This window comes from Micromonospora narathiwatensis (genome assembly GCF_900089605.1).
GTDB classification, from domain to species: Bacteria; Actinomycetota; Actinomycetes; order Mycobacteriales; family Micromonosporaceae; genus Micromonospora; species Micromonospora narathiwatensis.
The window spans coordinates 2932147-2948581 of the sequence record NZ_LT594324.1 but is presented as its reverse complement, the minus strand read 5'-3'; the positions used below and the strand labels follow the sequence as shown (position 1 = coordinate 2948581).

Sequence of the window (16435 nt, the reverse complement as noted above, 5' to 3'; positions counted from 1 at the left end):
GTGGGCCGGCCCGGATGCCCGGGCCCGCCGATCAGAGCCAGTTGCGGCGCTTGAAGATGAGATAGAGGCCAAGGCAGACAAGGCCCATGAGGGCGATCGCGAACGGATACCCGAGGTGCCACTTGAGCTCCGGCATGTTGTCGAAGTTCATCCCGTAGACGGTGCCGATGAGGGTGGGGGCGAACAGGATCGCGGCCCACGAGGAGATCTTCTTGATCTCCTCGTTCTGCTCGTAGCTGGCGGCGGTGAGGCTGCGCATCTCCTCGTTCTGCTGCTGGGACACGAGCGTGGCGTTGACGGTGAGGATGTTCTGCAGCAGGTGCCGGAACCCGTCGACGCGTTCGACGACCTGGGTGAGGTGGTCGGCGACATCGCGCAGGTACCGCTGTAGCTCCTCCTCGGTGCCGTACTTGGCGAAGCCGGTGCTGAGGGCGTTCAGCACGCCGAGGAGTGGGCGGGCGGCCCGTTGGAACTCGATGACCTCGCGGCTGAGTTCGTAGCTGCGGCGACTGACCTTCGGGTCGCCACCGAACACCTCGGTCTCGATCTCGTCGATGTCGTTCTCTAGGCCGGATACGACGGGCGCGTACCCGTCGACGACCTGATCGAGGACCGCGTAGAGCACGGCCTCGGGGCCGCGGGCGAGCATCTCGGGCTCGGCTTCCATCCGCCGGCGAACGGCGGCGAGGTCGGGCGCCTCGCCGTGCCGGACGGTGATGACGAAGCCGGGCCCGATGAACAGGTGCAGCTCGCTGAACTCGACCTCTTCGCGTGCGTCGTCGTAGCGGGCGGCGCGCAGCACCACGAAGAGAGTGTCCCCGTAGCGTTCGAGTTTTGGCCGCTGGTGGGCGGTGATGGCGTCCTCGACGGCCAGGTGGTGCAGCTTGAACTCCTCGGCCAGGGAGGCGATCTGGTCGGCGTTGGGCCGGTAGAGCCCGATCCAGGCCATCGCACCGTCCTGCTCGTGCAGGCACTGGTAGGTCTCGGCGAGGCTGTTCGGGGAAGCGTACCGGTGGCCGTTGGTGTAGACGGCGCTGTCGATGAGCCGGCTGTCCGGCGGGGCGGCGGCAGCGACCGTCGCGTCCGTGGCCGGTGCGGTGGCGTCGGGCCGGCCGGCGTGCACCCGTCGGCGGCTCAGGGCGGTGGGGAGCAGAAACGTGCGGCGCTTCGCAGGCATGAGGGTCTCCCTCAGGGCGGTGGAGAGGGGGCACACCCCGACAGTCCGCCGACGGCACCTGCTGTCTAAACGGCGGTCGCGGGGGTGGTGGTGCTCGGGATGCCGGTGGTACTGGGGGGCTCATTGCCCATCGCGTACCACCTCCCTCCGCCGCACGCTCCGCCGCACGCCTTCGTGCGCCGCAGTCTACCCACCCGCCCCAGACCACTCCCTGAGGTGTACCCGCAACCCGCCCCAATAGACCAACCCCGCCCCCTCCCCACCCCACCCCTCCCCGCGATCTTGCACTTTCGGTCGAGTCAAGCCGGACAAAAGCCTCCCATCGGCGACAGAACCTGCAAGATCGCGGGGAGGGGTGGGGGCGGGGAGGGTGCCGACGGGTCGGCTCGGGTTAGGTGGTCGCCTCGTCGTGCCCGGCTGACAGCCGTGTGGCGCCCTGGGTCAGCAGCCAGGGCAGGTGGCCGGTTTGGCCGCGCGCGTCGCCGACGGCCCGCACCACCACCGTACTGTCGCCGACCCGCATGACGACCTGCTCGCCGGACGCGTACGCCCCGTCGCCGATGCCGGGCAGCTCCTGCCCCCGGGAGTGGAGTCGCCAGACCCACCGTCCCGGTGCCCCGCTTACCGCCTGGACCATCAGGACGGGCTGGCCGTCCGTGGCCGAGCGGAACTGGGCGCCGGCCAGCGGGCCGGGCAGGTCGAGCCGTTCGGCGGGCAGGACCGGCAGATCCAGCGCCTGCCCGACCTCCTCGGGGGTGAAGAGTTCCGCCGGTCGTGTTGACGGAGCCGGTCCGGAGCCGGCGCGGAGTCCGCTCGCCGGCAGCAGGTCATCGGTGTCGTCGGACCCGACCGGCTCCGTCAACTGTCGCGAGCGGCCCTGGCCGACCACCGACAGGCTGACCACCCGCCTCGTCCAGGGCCGTACCCGGATCGTGACGGCGTCGCCGTCGTGGCAGCCGGCCGCCCACTGGCTGGGCAACGCCCAGGCGGTGGTGCGGTCGCCGGTTCCGTCGTCCACCGCCAGATAGTGCAGCCAGGGCTGGGACGGTCGGTTGTCACGTTGCGCGGTCGAGCGCCACACCTCCACCCAGAGCACCTCCCCGGTGATGGTGCGCTCGGTGGCGAGGTCGGCGAGACCGCGTACGAGTTTGTAGCCCCCGGACACCAGCGACAGCAGCGCCACGGCGACGATGCCGTCGGCCACGAAGATCAGCGTCCGGTCCACCTGGTCGGTTGCGGACGGTACGAGGTCGACGGAGCCGCCGAACACCTTCAGCAGGAATACACCGACCGCGATGCTGATCACCGCCGGCAGCAGCAGTCTCGGCACCGTCCGGCCGTAGCGCGCGAAGACGCGCGGGTAGCGCACCCGCACCCGGTGCCACGTGCCGCCGAACGACGACCAGACCAGCGTCCGGTCGCCCATGCCGAGGTCGAGGACGGCACTGGCCAGGCGGGTCGCGCCGACGGCGGCGCCGTAGCCCAGATATCGGTCCCAGATCGCCACCGAGGCCGGCGGCAGCTCGTCGAACTGCTCGTGCCCGCGTAGCCAGGCGCGGACGCCGAGCCACCGCGCCGCCACCTCACGGCCGAGGGCGGTGTCGCGTTCGCCGGGGGAGGCCCCGGCGATGGCGGTCAGCGCGGCGAACGTGACGAGACCGGCGGCGAGACCAGGATTGTCGTCCTCCTGGTGCCAGACGCCGTAGTGCAGGACGGCGAGACCGACGGCCACCCCGGCGACCACCGCGGCGGCGACCAGAAGGGAGGTCACCGCCGGACCGAACCGCCGCCGGGACAGTCCGGCCGTCCGGGCGTCCGCGACGACCTGCCTGCGCAGCCGTTTGTTCCACGCCTTGGCCTGCGCCTGGTCACGGAAGGTCAGCGCGGTCAGCGGTACCACGCCGTGCACCGCGAGCCCGCGCACCCGGTCGAGCACCCGGCGCTCGTACGGCCGCAGCCCGCCGTCGTCCGGCGGCGCCGGCGGCAGGTGCAGCGTGGTCTGCATCGGGTCGTTGCCCGGCTGGCGCAGCTCGACGAAGCCGCGGGCGGCGAGGTCGAGCAGCGTCGACTCGGCCGCGTCCTCGGTGATCGACCAGCGATTGACCAGCAGGCTGACCACCGCGGGCGGTTCGGAACCGAGCTCCGGGGTGGCCGGCGCGGGCGCCGGACTGGCCGGCCGGGTGACCAGCCGAGCGATGCCGTAGACGAGGAACCAGCCGGCGAGCGCGACCGCGCTCACCGCCAGGTCGAGGAGCAGGCGCCGGTCCATCGCGCGCTCTGCGTCGTCAGAAGCGAACCTGGACGGGGACGCGTTCGCCGTCGGAGGTCTCGAAGAAGTCCATCGCCCGGAACCCACCGACGCCCGCGATGATGTTCGTGGGAATGGACTGCACCGTGGTGTTGAACGTCTGGACGGCGCTGTTGTAGAACTGCCGCGCGTAGGCGATCTTGTCCTCGGTGTGCGCCAGCTCGCCCTGCAGGGCCGCGAAGTTCTGGTTGGCCTTCAGGTCCGGGTACGCCTCGGCGAGCGCGAAGAGCCGGCCGAGCGCCTGGGTCAGGACGTTCTCGGCAGCGGCGCGGTCGGCCACGCCGGGCGCCCCGGCCGCCTGGATCGCGCCGGTGCGTGCGGACACCACGGACTCCAGCGTGCCGCGCTCGTGCGCCGCGTAGCCCTTGACCGTCTCCACCAGATTGGGGATCAGGTCGTACCGGCGTTTGAGTTGGACGTCGATCTGTGCCCAGGAGGCCTGCACCTGGTTGCGCTGGCGCACCAGCCGGTTGTACGCGGCCAGCGCCCAGCCGATCACGGCCACCACGAGCAGGCAGAACAGCCCGCCGACCAGGCCCAGAATGACGCCACTGCCCATCTGTGACTCCCGCATTGGATCTTCGTGTCCGCATCATGATGCGGGCGCGCAGCCGGTAGCCACGTGCGGCTGTCGGCCATCGGACTTCCGTACCGGGCAGGGGCCCCGACCCCTGGTCCCGCCCGTCACCGCCGCCGGCCGCGACGGGTCGCCACCACCAGCGTCCCAACTGCCACGAGCATGCGCAGCCGGGCCGCCCGGCGCAATCAGGCGAACGGTCGGGGCGGCGGAATCGTCGTCCCAACCGCCCCAGGGCAAACAGCTCCCGTAAGCACCGATCGCCAACATTCCTCGGCGTATTTCGATTTCTGGGGTTCCCGATCCGTCGGGAACCTAGGTGTTCACCTGGGCAGGGTCATCAGCCGTCCAGCCGAGTGCATTCCGCTGAAAATTCACCCTATGATCGCTCAACTCAAGATCGGGTGACCCCCTCACCCTCTTTTCGAAAGGCCCGGAATGCATTCCAGGTTGGGCAGACGATCCCTTATCGTCACAACAGCGACCAGCCTCGTCGCGGCGTTCGGTGCGGTCCTCGCGCCGAGCGCCGCGGCGGCGGACGGTCCCAACCTCAGCTACGTCGTCAACGCCGTCGGCAAGGCGCAGACGACCGACGCCGCCGCCGCGGTCACCGAGGCCGGTGGTCAGGTGATGGCCTCGTACGCGCAGATCGGCGTGGTCATCGCCCGCTCCACCGACCCGGCGTTCGCCGAGAAGGTGAAGTCCGTCGCGCACGGCGCTGCCGTCCACTCCGCCGGCGCCACCCGGACCGCCGCGCTGCCCGCCATGACGGACGAGACCGCGGAACTCGACGCGTACGAGCCGGACGCCCTGGAGAACGCGACCCGGCAGAGCGACATGATCCTCATCGGGGCGCGCGCGGCCCACGAGGTCAACCTGGGCAGCTCGACGGTCACCGTCGGCGTGCTGGACGACGGGATCGACGCCAACCACCAGGACCTCGCCCCGGTGGTGGACCAGTCGAAGTCGGTGAACTGCGTCGGTACCGGCGCTCCGGACACCACGCCGGGCGCGTGGCGGCCCACCAGCCTCACCGCCGACTACCACGGCACGCACGTGGCCGGGACCATCGCTTCGGCGAAGAACGGCGTCGGCATCGTCGGCGTCGCACCCGGCGTGAAGCTGGCCGCCATCAAGGTGGTCAACTCCGACGGCTTCATCTACCCGGAGTACGCGATCTGCGGCTTCGTGTGGGCGGCCGAGCACGGCATCCAGGTCACGAACAACAGCTACTACATCGACCCGTGGCTGTACTGGTGCGAGAGCCAGGCCGACCAGGCGGCGATCGTCGAGGCGGTCCGGCGCGCGGTGAACTACACCACCGAGAATGGCATCCTGAACGTCGCCGCGGCGGGCAACGAGAACCAGGACCTCGCCAACAAGACGGTCGACACCACCAGCCCGGACGACACCAAGCCGGTCCGACGCACTCTCGACCCGAGCTGCCTCAACCTGCCGACGGAACTGCCCAACGTGGTGTCGGTGTCGTCGACCACCCAGCCCACCGCCCCCGCGAACGCGGTCGGGCCGTGGTACCCGGGTCTGACCACACAGCCGGCGCGCTCGTCGTTCTCCAGCTTCGGGCTCGGGGCCGTGGACGTGGCAGCTCCCGGATCGAGCATCTACTCCACCTCGCCGTCGACCGGGGTGGCCAGCTACCGGACGCTCTCCGGCACCTCCATGGCCTCGCCGCACGTCGCCGGCGTCGCCGCGCTGCTGGTGTCGAAGCACCCCGGGGCCACCCCCGACTACATCGCGGAGCTGTTGCGCAAGCAGGCCATTCCGCTCGCCTGCCCCACCTCCGGCACCGACTACACCCAGGGCCGGTGCAAGGTCGACCCGAACAACCCGAACGTCAACGGCTTCTTCGGTTACGGCCTGGTCAACGCCTACAAGGCGGTCACCGAGGACGAGGACGTGACGCCGCCGACCGTCAAGGTCACCGGGGTCGCCCAGGGTGAGCAGATCACCCTCGGGCAGCCGGTGACGCCGGGCTGCTCGACCACGGACGGCAGCAGCGGCGTCGCCGCGTCCGCCACCCTGTCCGTTACCGGCGGACCGAGCGTCGGATACTTCACCGCCACCTGCTCCGGCGCTCGCGACCGCGCCGGCAACAAGGCCGCCCCGGTCAGCGTCACCTACCAGGTCGTCTACGACTGGCGCACCTTCGGGGCGCCGGTCAGCGCCGACAAGGTCAACGTCGTGAAGGCCGGCAGCGCCGTACCGGTCAAGTTCGGCCTCGGTGGCGACCAGGGCCTGGGCATCCTCGCCGCGGGCTTCCCGAAGCTGCGCGCGACGACCTGTGACACGTCGGCCCAGCAGGAGGTGGCCGTGGAGACGGTCACCGCGGGCGCGAGCACCTTGACGTACGACCCGGTCAGCAAGCAGTACCAGTACGTCTGGAAGACGGACAAGTCGCTGGCGAAGACGTGCGGGCGCCTGGAGGTCACCCTCGTCGACGGCACCACCCACTCGGCGAACTTCCTGTTCAACTAGCGTTCGTCCGAACGGCAACTGATCCAGATCGCCGAGGTGGCGGCATCCCGGGAAGAGGGATGCCGCCACCTCGGCCAGCCGCGGTCGACCAAATGCGGCTCAGCGATGCTGGCGAATGCGGTCCCAGGTGCTGGGCGGCTCCAGCTCGACGGCGCTGCGGAGCGGGACCCCGGCCGAGACAATCCCGCCGGCGGCCGCGGTGATCCGGCCATGCTCGGCCTCGGCCGGCAGCCGTGCCGGCACCTCCGGGACGTCGACGTCCAGCCGTACCCGCATGCCGGGCCAGCCCACCACGGTCACGTCCCGCGCGGCGTCGAGCGTGGTGACCGCACCGAGCGGCCCCCGTACGAGGGCGACCTCGTCGCCGGCCCGTACGACGGGGTGCACCCCGATCGCGCCGGCGGCGGTGCGGACCAGCGGACGGGTCACCCGGAACACCCGGGCCAACTGCACGGGGGTGTTGGCCCCGGGCTGCCCCAGGACGGCACCCACGACGGTGATCTTCCGGCCGTCCACCTTGACGACGGCGGCGAAGACGAGGCAGCCCCCTGCCTCGTCGGTGGACCCGGTCTTGATTCCCACCACGCCGTCGTGGCCCACCAGCGAGTTGTAGTTCCGCACGGTGCCGGCGACCGGCAGGGTGGCTGTCTTCTGCGCCACGATCTCCGCGAACGCCGGCAGTTTCATCGCCTTGCGGGCCAGGATCACCTGGTCGACGGCGGTGCTCACGGTGCCCGGGTCGTACCCGGACGGATCGGTGTAGTGGGTGTGGGTCATGCCGAGCGCGGCGGCGGTGTCGTTCATCTTGGCGACGAATGCCTCGATGCTGCCGGCGTCCCACGCGGCGAGGATCCGCGCCATGTTGTTCGCCGACGGGAGCAGCAGCGCCTGGAGCGCCTGGCGCTCGGTGAAGACCGCGCCCGCGACCACCGGCACGAGGGACTCGCCGCGCGCCTGCTCCTTCGGGTACGCGGCGGCCTGCGCCGAGCTGACGGTCAGCTTCGGTCCGTGCTCGCCCCGGCCGATGGGATGCTCGGTCAGGATGACGTAGGCCGTCATCACCTTGGTCACGCTCGCGATCGGCACCGGCTTGCTTCCGCCCGAGGTGCCGAGCGAGCCGACCCCCTCCACCGAGAGGGCGGCCTGCCCGATCTTCGGCCACGGCACCACCGGGGCCGTGCCGGGGATGACCGTCGACGCGGGCACGGTCCGTGTGACCGTCGGCGCGGGCAGCGGGCGGCGCAGCGGCGCGACCGCGAACAGCGCGGTGCCGGCCAGGAGCAGGGTGAGCAGGCCGCTGATCAGCATCCAGGGGCCGCGGGCTCGACGCCGGCCCGGTGGTCGTGTCGGGACCGGCCCGATCACCTGGGTCGTCGCAGCGTCGAGCATCCTGAATGTCTCCCCCCGGGCGGCCCGCCGGCCCGCCCCACGCTGCCGCCGGCGCGCTGATGTCGGTGTCGCTGCCGTCGGCGTACCGTCAAGATCGAGTTTCCCACCGTCGTGTTACACGCGCGATCCGCCCCCAGCGGTTGCATCACCGGCCGAGGTTTCGCGCTCGTGCGGGGCCTTCCGGTGGACGGCCTGACCGGGCCGGACGCCGTGCTTGTCGCGGCCGGTGTCACCAGCCACGTCGGTGAGATCGTGCCGCAGGAGCCCGGGCGGTGCCGGTCATCCAGATACGCGAGGAGGCGTCGACCCGGTTCAGCCGACGACCCGTACGAACCGCGTACGAGGACCATCCTGACCCGGCCCGCCGCCGCACCCGCTCCGGCTCTGGCTCGACCGTGGTCTGAGCCGACAGGCGATCACGCGACAGCGAGCCGGGGCGTGGGAAGCCCGGTATCCGCACGAGGCCGGGGCTCCGCCTCCGGGCGGGATCAGGCGAGTCCGGCCAGCCGCGCGACGACCTGCCGCTCGGCCAGTTGCCGGGCGAACTCGACCGGGTGGCGGTCGGGCATCGTCTGCACCTCGGTCACGCCGAGCGCGGCGTACTCGGCGACCTCGGCCACGAACGCGTCGACGTCGGCCAGCGGCGGTCGCATGACCAGCACGGTCTTCTCGATGCTGTCGTAGTCACGGCCTTCGGCCCGGCAGTGTTCCCGCAGCACGTCGAGCTTCCGCGCGACCTCGGACGGGCTGTCGCCGAACAGGTTGCACAGGTTGGCGTAGCGGGCGACCAGCCGCAGGGTCTTCTTCTCACCGCCGCCACCGATCATGATCGGCGGGTGCGGGCGGCTGATCGACGCCGGCACGTTCAGCGTCTCGGCCAGCTGGTAGTGCCTGCCGTCGAACCGGCCGTTCTCCTCGCTCCACATCTGCCGGCAGATCCGCAGGGCTTCCTCGAGCCGTTCGAAGCGCTCGCCGACCGGGACGACCGGTACGCCGAGGCCATGCTGCTCGCGGTCGTACCACGACGCGCCGATGCCGAGCCGGGCCCGGCCGCCGGAGAGCACGTCGAGAGTGGTGACGATCTTGGCGAGGAGGCCCGGGTAGCGGTACATCACCCCGGTGACGAGGACGCCGAGCGTCATCCGCTCGGTCTTCGCCGCCACGTAGCCCAGCGTCGTGTAGGCCTCGAGCATCGGCTCCTCGGCCGCCGTCCTGAACTCCATCTGGAAGTAGTGGTCCATGACCGAGAACGCGGACACACCGGCCTGCTCCGCGATCCGGGCGGTCTCCGCCAGCGTCGGCGCGATCTCCGCCGGGTCGGCGGGCGTGGAGAAGTTCCAGTAGTGCAGACCTAACCTCATCGCCATCCTTCCCGTTCCTGTTCGGACAACTGGCATTATGCCGGGCAGGCGGGTCAGCCGGTGCCACCGCCGGCACGGGAGGTGCCCCGCCACCGGTACAGGTGCTCGGGGCGTCCCGCCGACCCGTACCGCAGGCTCAGCTCCAGTTTGCCGCTCTGGGCCAGGTCGGCCAGGTAGCGCTGGGCGGTCGCGCGGGAAACACCGGTCGCGTCGGCGATCTCCACCGCCGTCATCGGGGCGACCGCGTCCCGGATCGCGAACAGGATCCGCTGCGCGGTCACCGCGGAACGGCCCTTGGGCAGCCCCGCGGCGGGCGCGTCCGCGTCGTGCAGCATCGCCATCGCTCGATCGATCTCATCCTGCCCGAGGCCGCGCTCGCCGGTCAGTTGGCCGCGGTACCGGGCGTACGCGAGCAACCGCTCCCCGAGCTGAGCCGGCGTGAACGGCTTGACCAGGTAGTTCAGCGCCCCGGCGGAGAGGGCCGCGCGGACCGTGACCGAGTCGTCGGCCGCGGTCAGCATGATGACGTCGGCGGCGAGATCACGTAACACCGAGGTGCCCAGGCCGTCGGGCAGGTACTGGTCCAGCAGGACGAGGTCGGGCCGGAGCCGGGCGGAGGCCGCCACCGCCGCCTCGGCGGTGTGCGCGACACCGACCGAGGTGAAGCCCGACACCTGGTTGACGAAGGACGAGTGCAGGGCGGCGACCCGGAAGTCGTCGTCCACCACGAGTACCCGGATCATCCAGTGCCCTCCCAACTCAGCGCGGCGGCAGGGTTCAGCACCCCGGGGATCTCGGCGACGAACACCGCGCCCTGCCCCGGGACGACCGGGCCGACGCGGACGTCGCCGCCGTGGCTGCGGGCGATACGGCGAGCCAGGGCGAGCCCGAGCCCCCGCCCGGGTTCCTCCTTGGTCGAGGTCCCGGGCGCGAAGGGGTCCGCCAGAGCGATCCCGTCGCCGCTGTCCGCCACGTAGATGTGCAGGTCACGTTCGTCCGCCAGGAGGCTCACCTCGACCCAGCCGGGCCGCCGGGTTCCCGCGGTGGCCGCTCGGATCGCGTTGTCGACCAGGTTGCCCAGCACCGTGAAGACGTCCAGCGGGCGGGTCAGCCGACCGGGCACCCAGGTGTCCTCGCCCAGGCGCAGCGTCACCCCGGCCTCCGAGGCCACCGCCGTCTTCGCCGCCAGCAGGCCATCCAGATACGGGTCACCGATCCGCCCCGGCGGCGCGGTGACCGACGCGGTGGCGGTCAGCTCCCGCAGGTACGCCTGCGCGCGGCCGATGTCGCCGAGGTGCAGCAGCCCGCTCAGCGCGTGCAGCCGGTTGGTGTGCTCGTGCGCCTGGGCCCGCAGCGCGTCGGTCAGCGCCCGGGTCGCCTCCAGTTCGCGCGCCATGTCGTCGAGGTTGGTGTGGTCGCGCAGGGTCAACACGACGCCGAGATCCTGACCGTTGCGGCGGACCGGCCGGCGGGTCACCGCCACCACGCGGTCGCCGAGCAGTCGCAGGCCGCCGGTGAGCGGGGAGCGGTCCTCGAGCAGGTCGAGCACCTCGTCGGTGGCCGGCGCGCCCGGTGTCACCGGCTCGGTCAGCAGGCGCGTCGCCTGCTTGGTGCAGACGCTCACGCGTCCCTCCGCGTCCACCGCCAGCACTCCGTCGCGTACGCCCTCCAGCACCGCGACCTGCTCCCGGACCAGGTCCGCGAGGTCCGTGGGTTCCAGGCCGAGGGTGCGCCGCTTGAGGCGGACGGCGAGCAGCGCCGCCCCTCCGACGCCCACGCCGAGCGCCAGGGCCGTGAAGACCTCCGCGACCGGCAGCAGCTCGTGGAGGCGGTTGTCGATCTCGTCGGCGTCGATACCGACGCTGACCTCGCCGACAACGACACCGGACTGGTCACGCAGCGGCACCTTGCCGCGGGCGGAGAGCCCGAGGGTGCCGCGCTCGACGTTGACCACCTCGCGGCCGGCGAGCGGCCCGGACGGATCGGTGCTGACGTGCTCGCCGATCAGCCGGCCGTCGGTGTGCGAGAAGCGGATCCCGTCGCGGTCGGCGATCACGACGAACAACGCGTTGTTCGCCGTGCGGACCTGTTCGGCGTACCGCTGCACGTCGCCGGCGACCGACGGCGTGCCGGTGCGGACCTCCTCGGCGAGGCCCGGACGTTGGGCGACGGAGCGGGCGATGGCCAGCGCCCGTTGCTCGTACTGCTGCTCCAGTTCCTCGCGCAGCAGCAGGGTGGCGAGGGTGAATCCGGCGGCGGCCACGATCGCGACGACGACCACCTGCAGCAGCATCGTCTGCGTGACCAGGCGGAGGGGGCGTCGCTTCACGCCGCCACGCTACCTGCGCAAACGTGGTGAGCAGAACGCGCAGAAAGGGATCTACGCGAGTTGGCCGCGCAATGGACGAAACCGCGCGGAAACTTCTTCTTCACAGCTACGGTCTGCCGCTATGACCCAGAGCACACCCGCCATCCGGCTGGATCGGGCCACCAAGATATTCCCGTCCACGAACGGCGGTTCCTTCACGGCGATGCGGGAGGTCACGCTCGACGTGGCGCCCGGGGAGTTCGTGACCGTCGTCGGTCCCACCGGCTGCGGCAAATCGACCACCCTCTCGCTGATCTCCGGCCTCGAACCGGCGAGCGGGGGAACGGTGACCGTCGGCGGAGCCCCGGTCACCGGAATCCCACGCACCGTCGGATACATGTTTCAGCAGGACGCGACGCTGCCCTGGCGTACGGTCAGCGACAACATCGCCCTCGGCCTGCGCTACCGCGGCGTGTCGAAGGCCGACGCCCGCGCCCGGGCCCAGAGGTGGATCGACACCGTCGGCCTGACCGGCTTCGAGAGGTACTACCCCCACCAGCTCTCCGGCGGCATGCGCAAGCGTGTGGCGATGGCGCAGACCCTCATCACCGAGCCCGAGATCATCCTGATGGACGAGCCCTTCGGCGCGCTCGACGTGCAGACCCGCGAACTCATGCAGGGCGAGTTGCTGCGGCTGTGGGCGGGCACCGGCGCGGCGGTCGTCTTCGTCACCCACGACCTGACCGAGGCGATCGCCCTGGCCGACCGGGTCGTCGTCATGACCGCGGCGCCGGCCACCGTCAAGACCGTCGTCACGGTGGATCTGCCCCGACCGCGCAACGTCGACGAGATCCGCCTCGACCCGCACTTCCTCGACCTCTACCGGAAGGTCTGGGAACCGCTGCGCGACGAGGTCGAGATCGCCCGCAAGAAGGGAGCCTCCCGTGGCTGACATCGCGCTGGCCGAATCCCCGGCCCAGGTCGAGACCGCCACCCCCCGGTCATCGGTGGGGCGCGGGATCCGGTGGGGCGTCCTGGCGGCCCGCCTGGCGCTGGTCGCGCTCTGGCTCGGCTCCTGGGAGCTCGCCGCGACCTACTGGATCGACCCGTTCTTCTACTCCTCGCCCAGCGCCATCTGGCACAAGCTGGTCGTCTGGTTCGCCGAGGGCACCGCCGTCGGCTCCATCTGGACCCAGATCTCCTACACGCTGCAGGAGGCCGTCTTCGGCTTCGTGCTCGGGGCTCTGGCCGGCGTCGTGATGGGCGTGGTCCTCGGCCGGGCCCGGTTCATCGCCGAGGTCCTCGCGCCGTTCATCAAGGCCGCCAACGCGATCCCACGTATCGTCCTCGCCTCGCTCTTCGTCATCTGGTTCGGCCTGGGCATGAGTTCGAAGGTGGCGACGGCGTTCGTACTGGTCTTCTTCGGCGTCTTCTTCAACGCGTTCCAGGGTGCCCGCGAGGTGTCGAAGGTCATCGACGACAACGCCCGCATCCTCGGGGCCACCCGCTGGCAGTTGATGCGTACCGTCGTGCTGCCCAGCGCGACCACCTGGATCCTGGCCAGCCTGCACACGGCCTTCGGCTTCGCGCTCATCGGCGCGATCGTCGGCGAGTACGCCGGCGCCGACAAGGGCCTCGGCCTGCTCATCTCGCAATCCCAGGGCACGTTCGACGCGGCCGGCATCTATGCCGCCATGATCATCACCACCGTGCTGGCGTTGCTCGCCGAGGCCGTGCTCACGGTCGTCGAACGCCGGCTGACCAAATGGCAACCCCGCTGAAAACCCCCATCACAATAGGAGAGTTGCACATGCGTAAGTCAATCGCGCTGCTGGCGATCCCCGCCCTGGCGCTCGGTCTGACCGCCTGCCGCGGCCAGTCGCCCGCCGCCGGCGGCGAGCAGCCCACCACCATCAAGATCATGGTCGGCGGGCTGGACAAGGTCATCTACCTGCCGGCGAAGCTCACCGAGCAACTCGGCTACTTCAAGGACGCCGGCGTCGACGTGCAGCTGCTCAGCGAGCCGTCCGGCGCCCAGGCGGAGAACGTCATGCTCGCCGGCGAGGTCGACGGCGTCGTCGGCTTCTACGACCACACCGTCGACCTGCAGGCCAAGGGCAAGTGCGTGGAGAGCGTCGTGCAGTTCGCCGACGTCCCCGGGGAGGCCGAGGTCGTCGCGAGCGGCAAGGCCGGCACGATCACCTCGGCGAAGGACTTCGCGGGCAAGAAGCTCGGCGTCACCAGCCCCGGCTCCTCGACCGACATGATCACCCGGGCGCTGGCCGTCCGCAACGGCGTCGAGCCGTCGAAGTACACGACGGTCAAGGCGGGGGCCGGCCAGACCTTCATCGCCGCCATCGACAACGGCGGCATCGACGCCGGCATGACCACCGACCCGACGATCGCCAAGCTGACCAGCTCCGGCAAGGCGAAGGTCTTCATCGAGATGAGGACGCAGGAAGGCACCAGGGCGGCCCTCGGCGGCCTCTACCCCGGCGCCTCCCTCTACATGCCGTGCGACTTCGTCGCCAAGCACAAGGAGACCATCCAGAAGATGGTCAACGCCTTCGTCAAGACGCTGACGTTCATCGACACGCACACCGCCGCGGAGATCGCCGCGAAGATGCCGGCCGACTACGCGGGCTCCGACCCGAAGCTCTACGAGCAGTCGATCAACGACTCCAAGGGCATGTTCACCGCCGACGGCGTGATGCCGGCCGACGGCCCGCAGACGGTCCTGGAGGTGCTGAAGCCGTCGAACGAGGCGGTGAAGGCGAAGGCCGACCAGATCGACCTGACCAAGACGTACACGACCGAGTTCGTGAAGGCTGCCAGCTGAGATCGTCCCGCCGGGCCGCCTCCGCGCGGCCCGGCGGGACCACCAAGAGATCGATCATCCCGGGCGGGACTGTCGACGGGCCAACCGCCATCCGAGGTAGGCGAGCGCGACGACGAGCGCGGCGGCGACGAGGTACCACTGGAAGTGGTGCAGTTGCGCCACGATGGCGCGGATGTGGTCCCCGGCGAAGTAGCCGACGGTCACCCACACAGCCACCCAGAGGGCGGCACCGATGGCGTTGAAGACGGCGAATCGTCGCCACGGCATGCCGGTGGCGCCAGCGATGATCCCGTTGAACTGGCGCAGACCCTCGACGAAACGGGCGACCGCGACGAGTTTCGGCCCGTGCCGGCGCATCACCCCCTCCAGCCGCGCGAACCGCTCCGGCGTCAGCCGGACGTAGCTGCCGTAGCGCAGAATGATCCGCCGCCCGCCGGCGCGACCGATCAGGTAGCCGATGCTGTCTCCGACCACGGCGGCCAGGAACGCGGTCACCGCGACCCCGAGAACGGCCAGGTGGCCGTGCGCCGCGTATCCGGCGCCGAGGATGATCGCTGTCTGACCCGGCGCGGGAACACCGAAGCTCTCCACCCCGACGAGCAGGGCGACGCCCAGGTAGCCGTACTGGGCCACCAGGTTGGTGAGAGGGCCGCCAGCGGTCACCGGCCTGGCACGGCCGCCTCATCGGCGGCTGCCCCGAGGCCGGGCAGCGCCGGGCGGGGGCGCGGCTTGGGTACGGCGGACACGATCGGTTGGTTCCCCGCCAGAGCGAGCGGCATGCCGGTTGTTTCGCGTACCCGTCGATCTCCCCGGGGTGACTATTCGTAGGGTTCGGCGGGTGGATTGACCTTCTGCCAGGCGTCCACCTGGAAGTACGGGATGTCGGAGTCGTTGACGGGATCCTTGGCGGTGTGGGGGAGCCAGCGACCGGTGGCCTGCACCCAGGTGTCGGCGGGCAGTTGGGGCACGTCGCCGCCCAGTCCGATCTTGATGGGTATGCCGTCGGCGGCGCAGCAGGACAGGATGATGCGGGCGAGCATGGGTTGGCCGTCGGGGCCGGGGGCGATGAAGCCGGTGAGCTGGATCTGCCGGTCGCGCAGGGTCCGGCCGTTGTCGTAGACGGCGCGGTAGCCGTAGTCGAGGAGGGTGAGCCTCGCCGGGTCGCCGGGCGGCAGGGGCGGGTACGCGGTGTCCTGGTTGCCGGTGAGGGCGGAGCCGGCGCGGGCGGCGGTGTCGGCGCCCAGTGCGGGAGGCGCGACGAAGAGCAGGGCGACGGCCGGCAGCAGCAGCAACCAACCCACCGCCGGCCCGGAGTGATGGTGCCCGTGCCCGTCGTCGTGTTCCTCGCCGGTCCGGCGGTGGTCGCGGAACTCCTGCCACAGGGCGGCCAGTGCGGTGACGACCAGGAGGACACCGGCGACGATGAGGAACGGCCGCAGACCCTGCTTGACGTAGCGCAGATACACGTCGGTGACACTCGCGCGCAGGATCGCGCCGCCCAGGAACACCATCACCACCGCCTGAGCGCCCCGGTTCACCAGACCACCATCCCGACCACCGCCGCGACACCCACCGCGCACCGACCCACACTCATACCCCGGCAACACCACCCCCGCCACCCCCGCCACCGGCACCGCCAACCCCCACGCCGAGGCAACGCCCGAGACCAGAACGACCGCGGCACGAACACCGCGATCACCGCCGACAACACCACCCCGAACACCAGGAACGGCACCGCCTGCACCAGCACCGACACAAACACCGTCAACCGCGTCCGCAACCACGCATCCGCCACCAACCCACCCACCTGCCGATGCAGGACACCGACAAGAATCAGCAGCACACACAACACCTCAACCGAACCGAACACCCGACCACGCCGGGACGGCGGCGCGGGCGTGGCGTCGGGGGCCCGGGGCGGGGGCGGGTACGGCGCGACGGGAGGGGCGGGGTCGGTCGTGCTCAGGGCGATCACCTTCT

At 70.9% G+C, this 16435-nt stretch carries 13 protein-coding genes; 4 read left to right on the top strand and 9 right to left on the bottom strand.

Annotated elements, in window-relative coordinates; genetic code table 11:
- Positions 1-31: 31 nt before the first annotated feature.
- The 3 genes from corA to GA0070621_RS12760 form a co-directional block, all read right to left on the bottom strand.
- Complete coding sequence (corA, locus tag GA0070621_RS12770) at positions 32-1177, bottom strand: magnesium/cobalt transporter CorA (protein WP_091202306.1); 1146 nt, start codon at positions 1175-1177, stop codon at positions 32-34.
- A gap of 391 nt (positions 1178-1568) precedes the next feature.
- The gene (locus GA0070621_RS12765) at positions 1569-3446 is read right to left on the bottom strand and encodes a DUF2207 family protein (protein WP_091195018.1); all 1878 of its coding nucleotides are present in this window, start codon (positions 3444-3446) and stop codon (positions 1569-1571) included.
- A gap of 16 nt (positions 3447-3462) precedes the next feature.
- Positions 3463-4044: a LemA family protein gene (locus GA0070621_RS12760; RefSeq protein ID WP_091195017.1), complete on the bottom strand. Its 582-nt coding sequence runs from the start codon at positions 4042-4044 to the stop codon at positions 3463-3465.
- 468 nt (positions 4045-4512) lie between these two features.
- Between GA0070621_RS12760 and GA0070621_RS12755 the strand changes: the two genes are divergently transcribed.
- Positions 4513-6558, top strand: a complete 2046-nt coding sequence (locus GA0070621_RS12755) for a S8 family serine peptidase (RefSeq protein ID WP_167666850.1) — start codon at positions 4513-4515, stop codon at positions 6556-6558.
- Positions 6559-6657: 99 nt separating this feature from the next.
- On the opposite strand, the gene GA0070621_RS12750 is transcribed toward GA0070621_RS12755, so the two are convergent.
- The 4 genes from GA0070621_RS12750 to GA0070621_RS12735 form a co-directional block, all read right to left on the bottom strand.
- Positions 6658-7947 carry a D-alanyl-D-alanine carboxypeptidase family protein gene (locus GA0070621_RS12750; protein ID WP_091195014.1) on the bottom strand — a complete coding sequence of 430 codons (1290 nt, stop codon included), beginning with the start codon at positions 7945-7947 and terminating at the stop codon, positions 6658-6660.
- A 488-nt stretch (positions 7948-8435) separates the two neighbouring features.
- Positions 8436-9308, bottom strand: a complete 873-nt coding sequence (locus GA0070621_RS12745; RefSeq protein WP_091195012.1) for an LLM class F420-dependent oxidoreductase — start codon at positions 9306-9308, stop codon at positions 8436-8438.
- Positions 9309-9361: 53 nt separating this feature from the next.
- Complete coding sequence (locus GA0070621_RS12740) at positions 9362-10051, bottom strand: response regulator (protein WP_091195011.1); 690 nt, start codon at positions 10049-10051, stop codon at positions 9362-9364.
- The gene (locus GA0070621_RS12735) at positions 10048-11637 is read right to left on the bottom strand and encodes a sensor histidine kinase (protein WP_167666848.1); all 1590 of its coding nucleotides are present in this window, start codon (positions 11635-11637) and stop codon (positions 10048-10050) included. The genes GA0070621_RS12740 and GA0070621_RS12735 overlap by 4 nt, the downstream gene beginning before the upstream one ends.
- A 121-nt stretch (positions 11638-11758) precedes the next feature.
- On the opposite strand from GA0070621_RS12735, the gene GA0070621_RS12730 reads away from it, so the two are divergent.
- Genes GA0070621_RS12730 through GA0070621_RS12720 form a run of 3 tightly spaced genes read left to right on the top strand, consistent with a single transcriptional unit; the run spans position 11759 to position 14455 of the window.
- A complete protein-coding gene (locus tag GA0070621_RS12730) occupies positions 11759-12568 on the top strand; it encodes an ABC transporter ATP-binding protein (RefSeq protein ID WP_091195009.1) in 810 nt (269 codons plus the stop codon).
- Positions 12561-13397, top strand: coding sequence for an ABC transporter permease (locus GA0070621_RS12725; protein ID WP_167666847.1), 837 nt, complete (start codon positions 12561-12563; stop codon positions 13395-13397). The genes GA0070621_RS12730 and GA0070621_RS12725 overlap by 8 nt, the downstream gene beginning before the upstream one ends.
- Before the next feature lie 29 nt (positions 13398-13426).
- Positions 13427-14455: an ABC transporter substrate-binding protein gene (locus tag GA0070621_RS12720; RefSeq protein ID WP_091195007.1), complete on the top strand. Its 1029-nt coding sequence runs from the start codon at positions 13427-13429 to the stop codon at positions 14453-14455.
- A 54-nt stretch (positions 14456-14509) separates the two neighbouring features.
- Here the strand turns inward: GA0070621_RS12720 and GA0070621_RS12715 are convergent, their stop codons facing one another.
- Both GA0070621_RS12715 and GA0070621_RS12710 read right to left on the bottom strand, forming a co-directional pair.
- A complete protein-coding gene (locus GA0070621_RS12715; protein WP_091195005.1) occupies positions 14510-15118 on the bottom strand; it encodes a DedA family protein in 609 nt (202 codons plus the stop codon).
- Between the two features lie 155 nt (positions 15119-15273).
- Positions 15274-15993, bottom strand: coding sequence for a TIGR03943 family putative permease subunit (locus GA0070621_RS12710; RefSeq protein WP_091202303.1), 720 nt, complete (start codon positions 15991-15993; stop codon positions 15274-15276).
- Positions 15994-16435 lie beyond the last annotated feature (442 nt).

Bases quoted from the DNA above. Each gene is read 5' to 3' on its own strand.
- corA (WP_091202306.1), bottom strand. From the start codon at position 1,177: ATGCCTGCGAAGCGCCGCACGTTTCTGCTCCCCACCGCCCTGAGCCGC.
- GA0070621_RS12765 (WP_091195018.1), bottom strand. From the start codon at position 3,446: ATGGACCGGCGCCTGCTCCTCGACCTGGCGGTGAGCGCGGTCGCGCTC.
- GA0070621_RS12760 (WP_091195017.1), bottom strand. From the start codon at position 4,044: ATGGGCAGTGGCGTCATTCTGGGCCTGGTCGGCGGGCTGTTCTGCCTG.
- GA0070621_RS12750 (WP_091195014.1), bottom strand. From the start codon at position 7,947: ATGCTCGACGCTGCGACGACCCAGGTGATCGGGCCGGTCCCGACACGA.
- GA0070621_RS12745 (WP_091195012.1), bottom strand. From the start codon at position 9,308: ATGAGGTTAGGTCTGCACTACTGGAACTTCTCCACGCCCGCCGACCCG.
- GA0070621_RS12740 (WP_091195011.1), bottom strand. From the start codon at position 10,051: ATGATCCGGGTACTCGTGGTGGACGACGACTTCCGGGTCGCCGCCCTG.
- GA0070621_RS12730 (WP_091195009.1), top strand. From the start codon at position 11,759: ATGACCCAGAGCACACCCGCCATCCGGCTGGATCGGGCCACCAAGATA.
- GA0070621_RS12720 (WP_091195007.1), top strand. From the start codon at position 13,427: ATGCGTAAGTCAATCGCGCTGCTGGCGATCCCCGCCCTGGCGCTCGGT.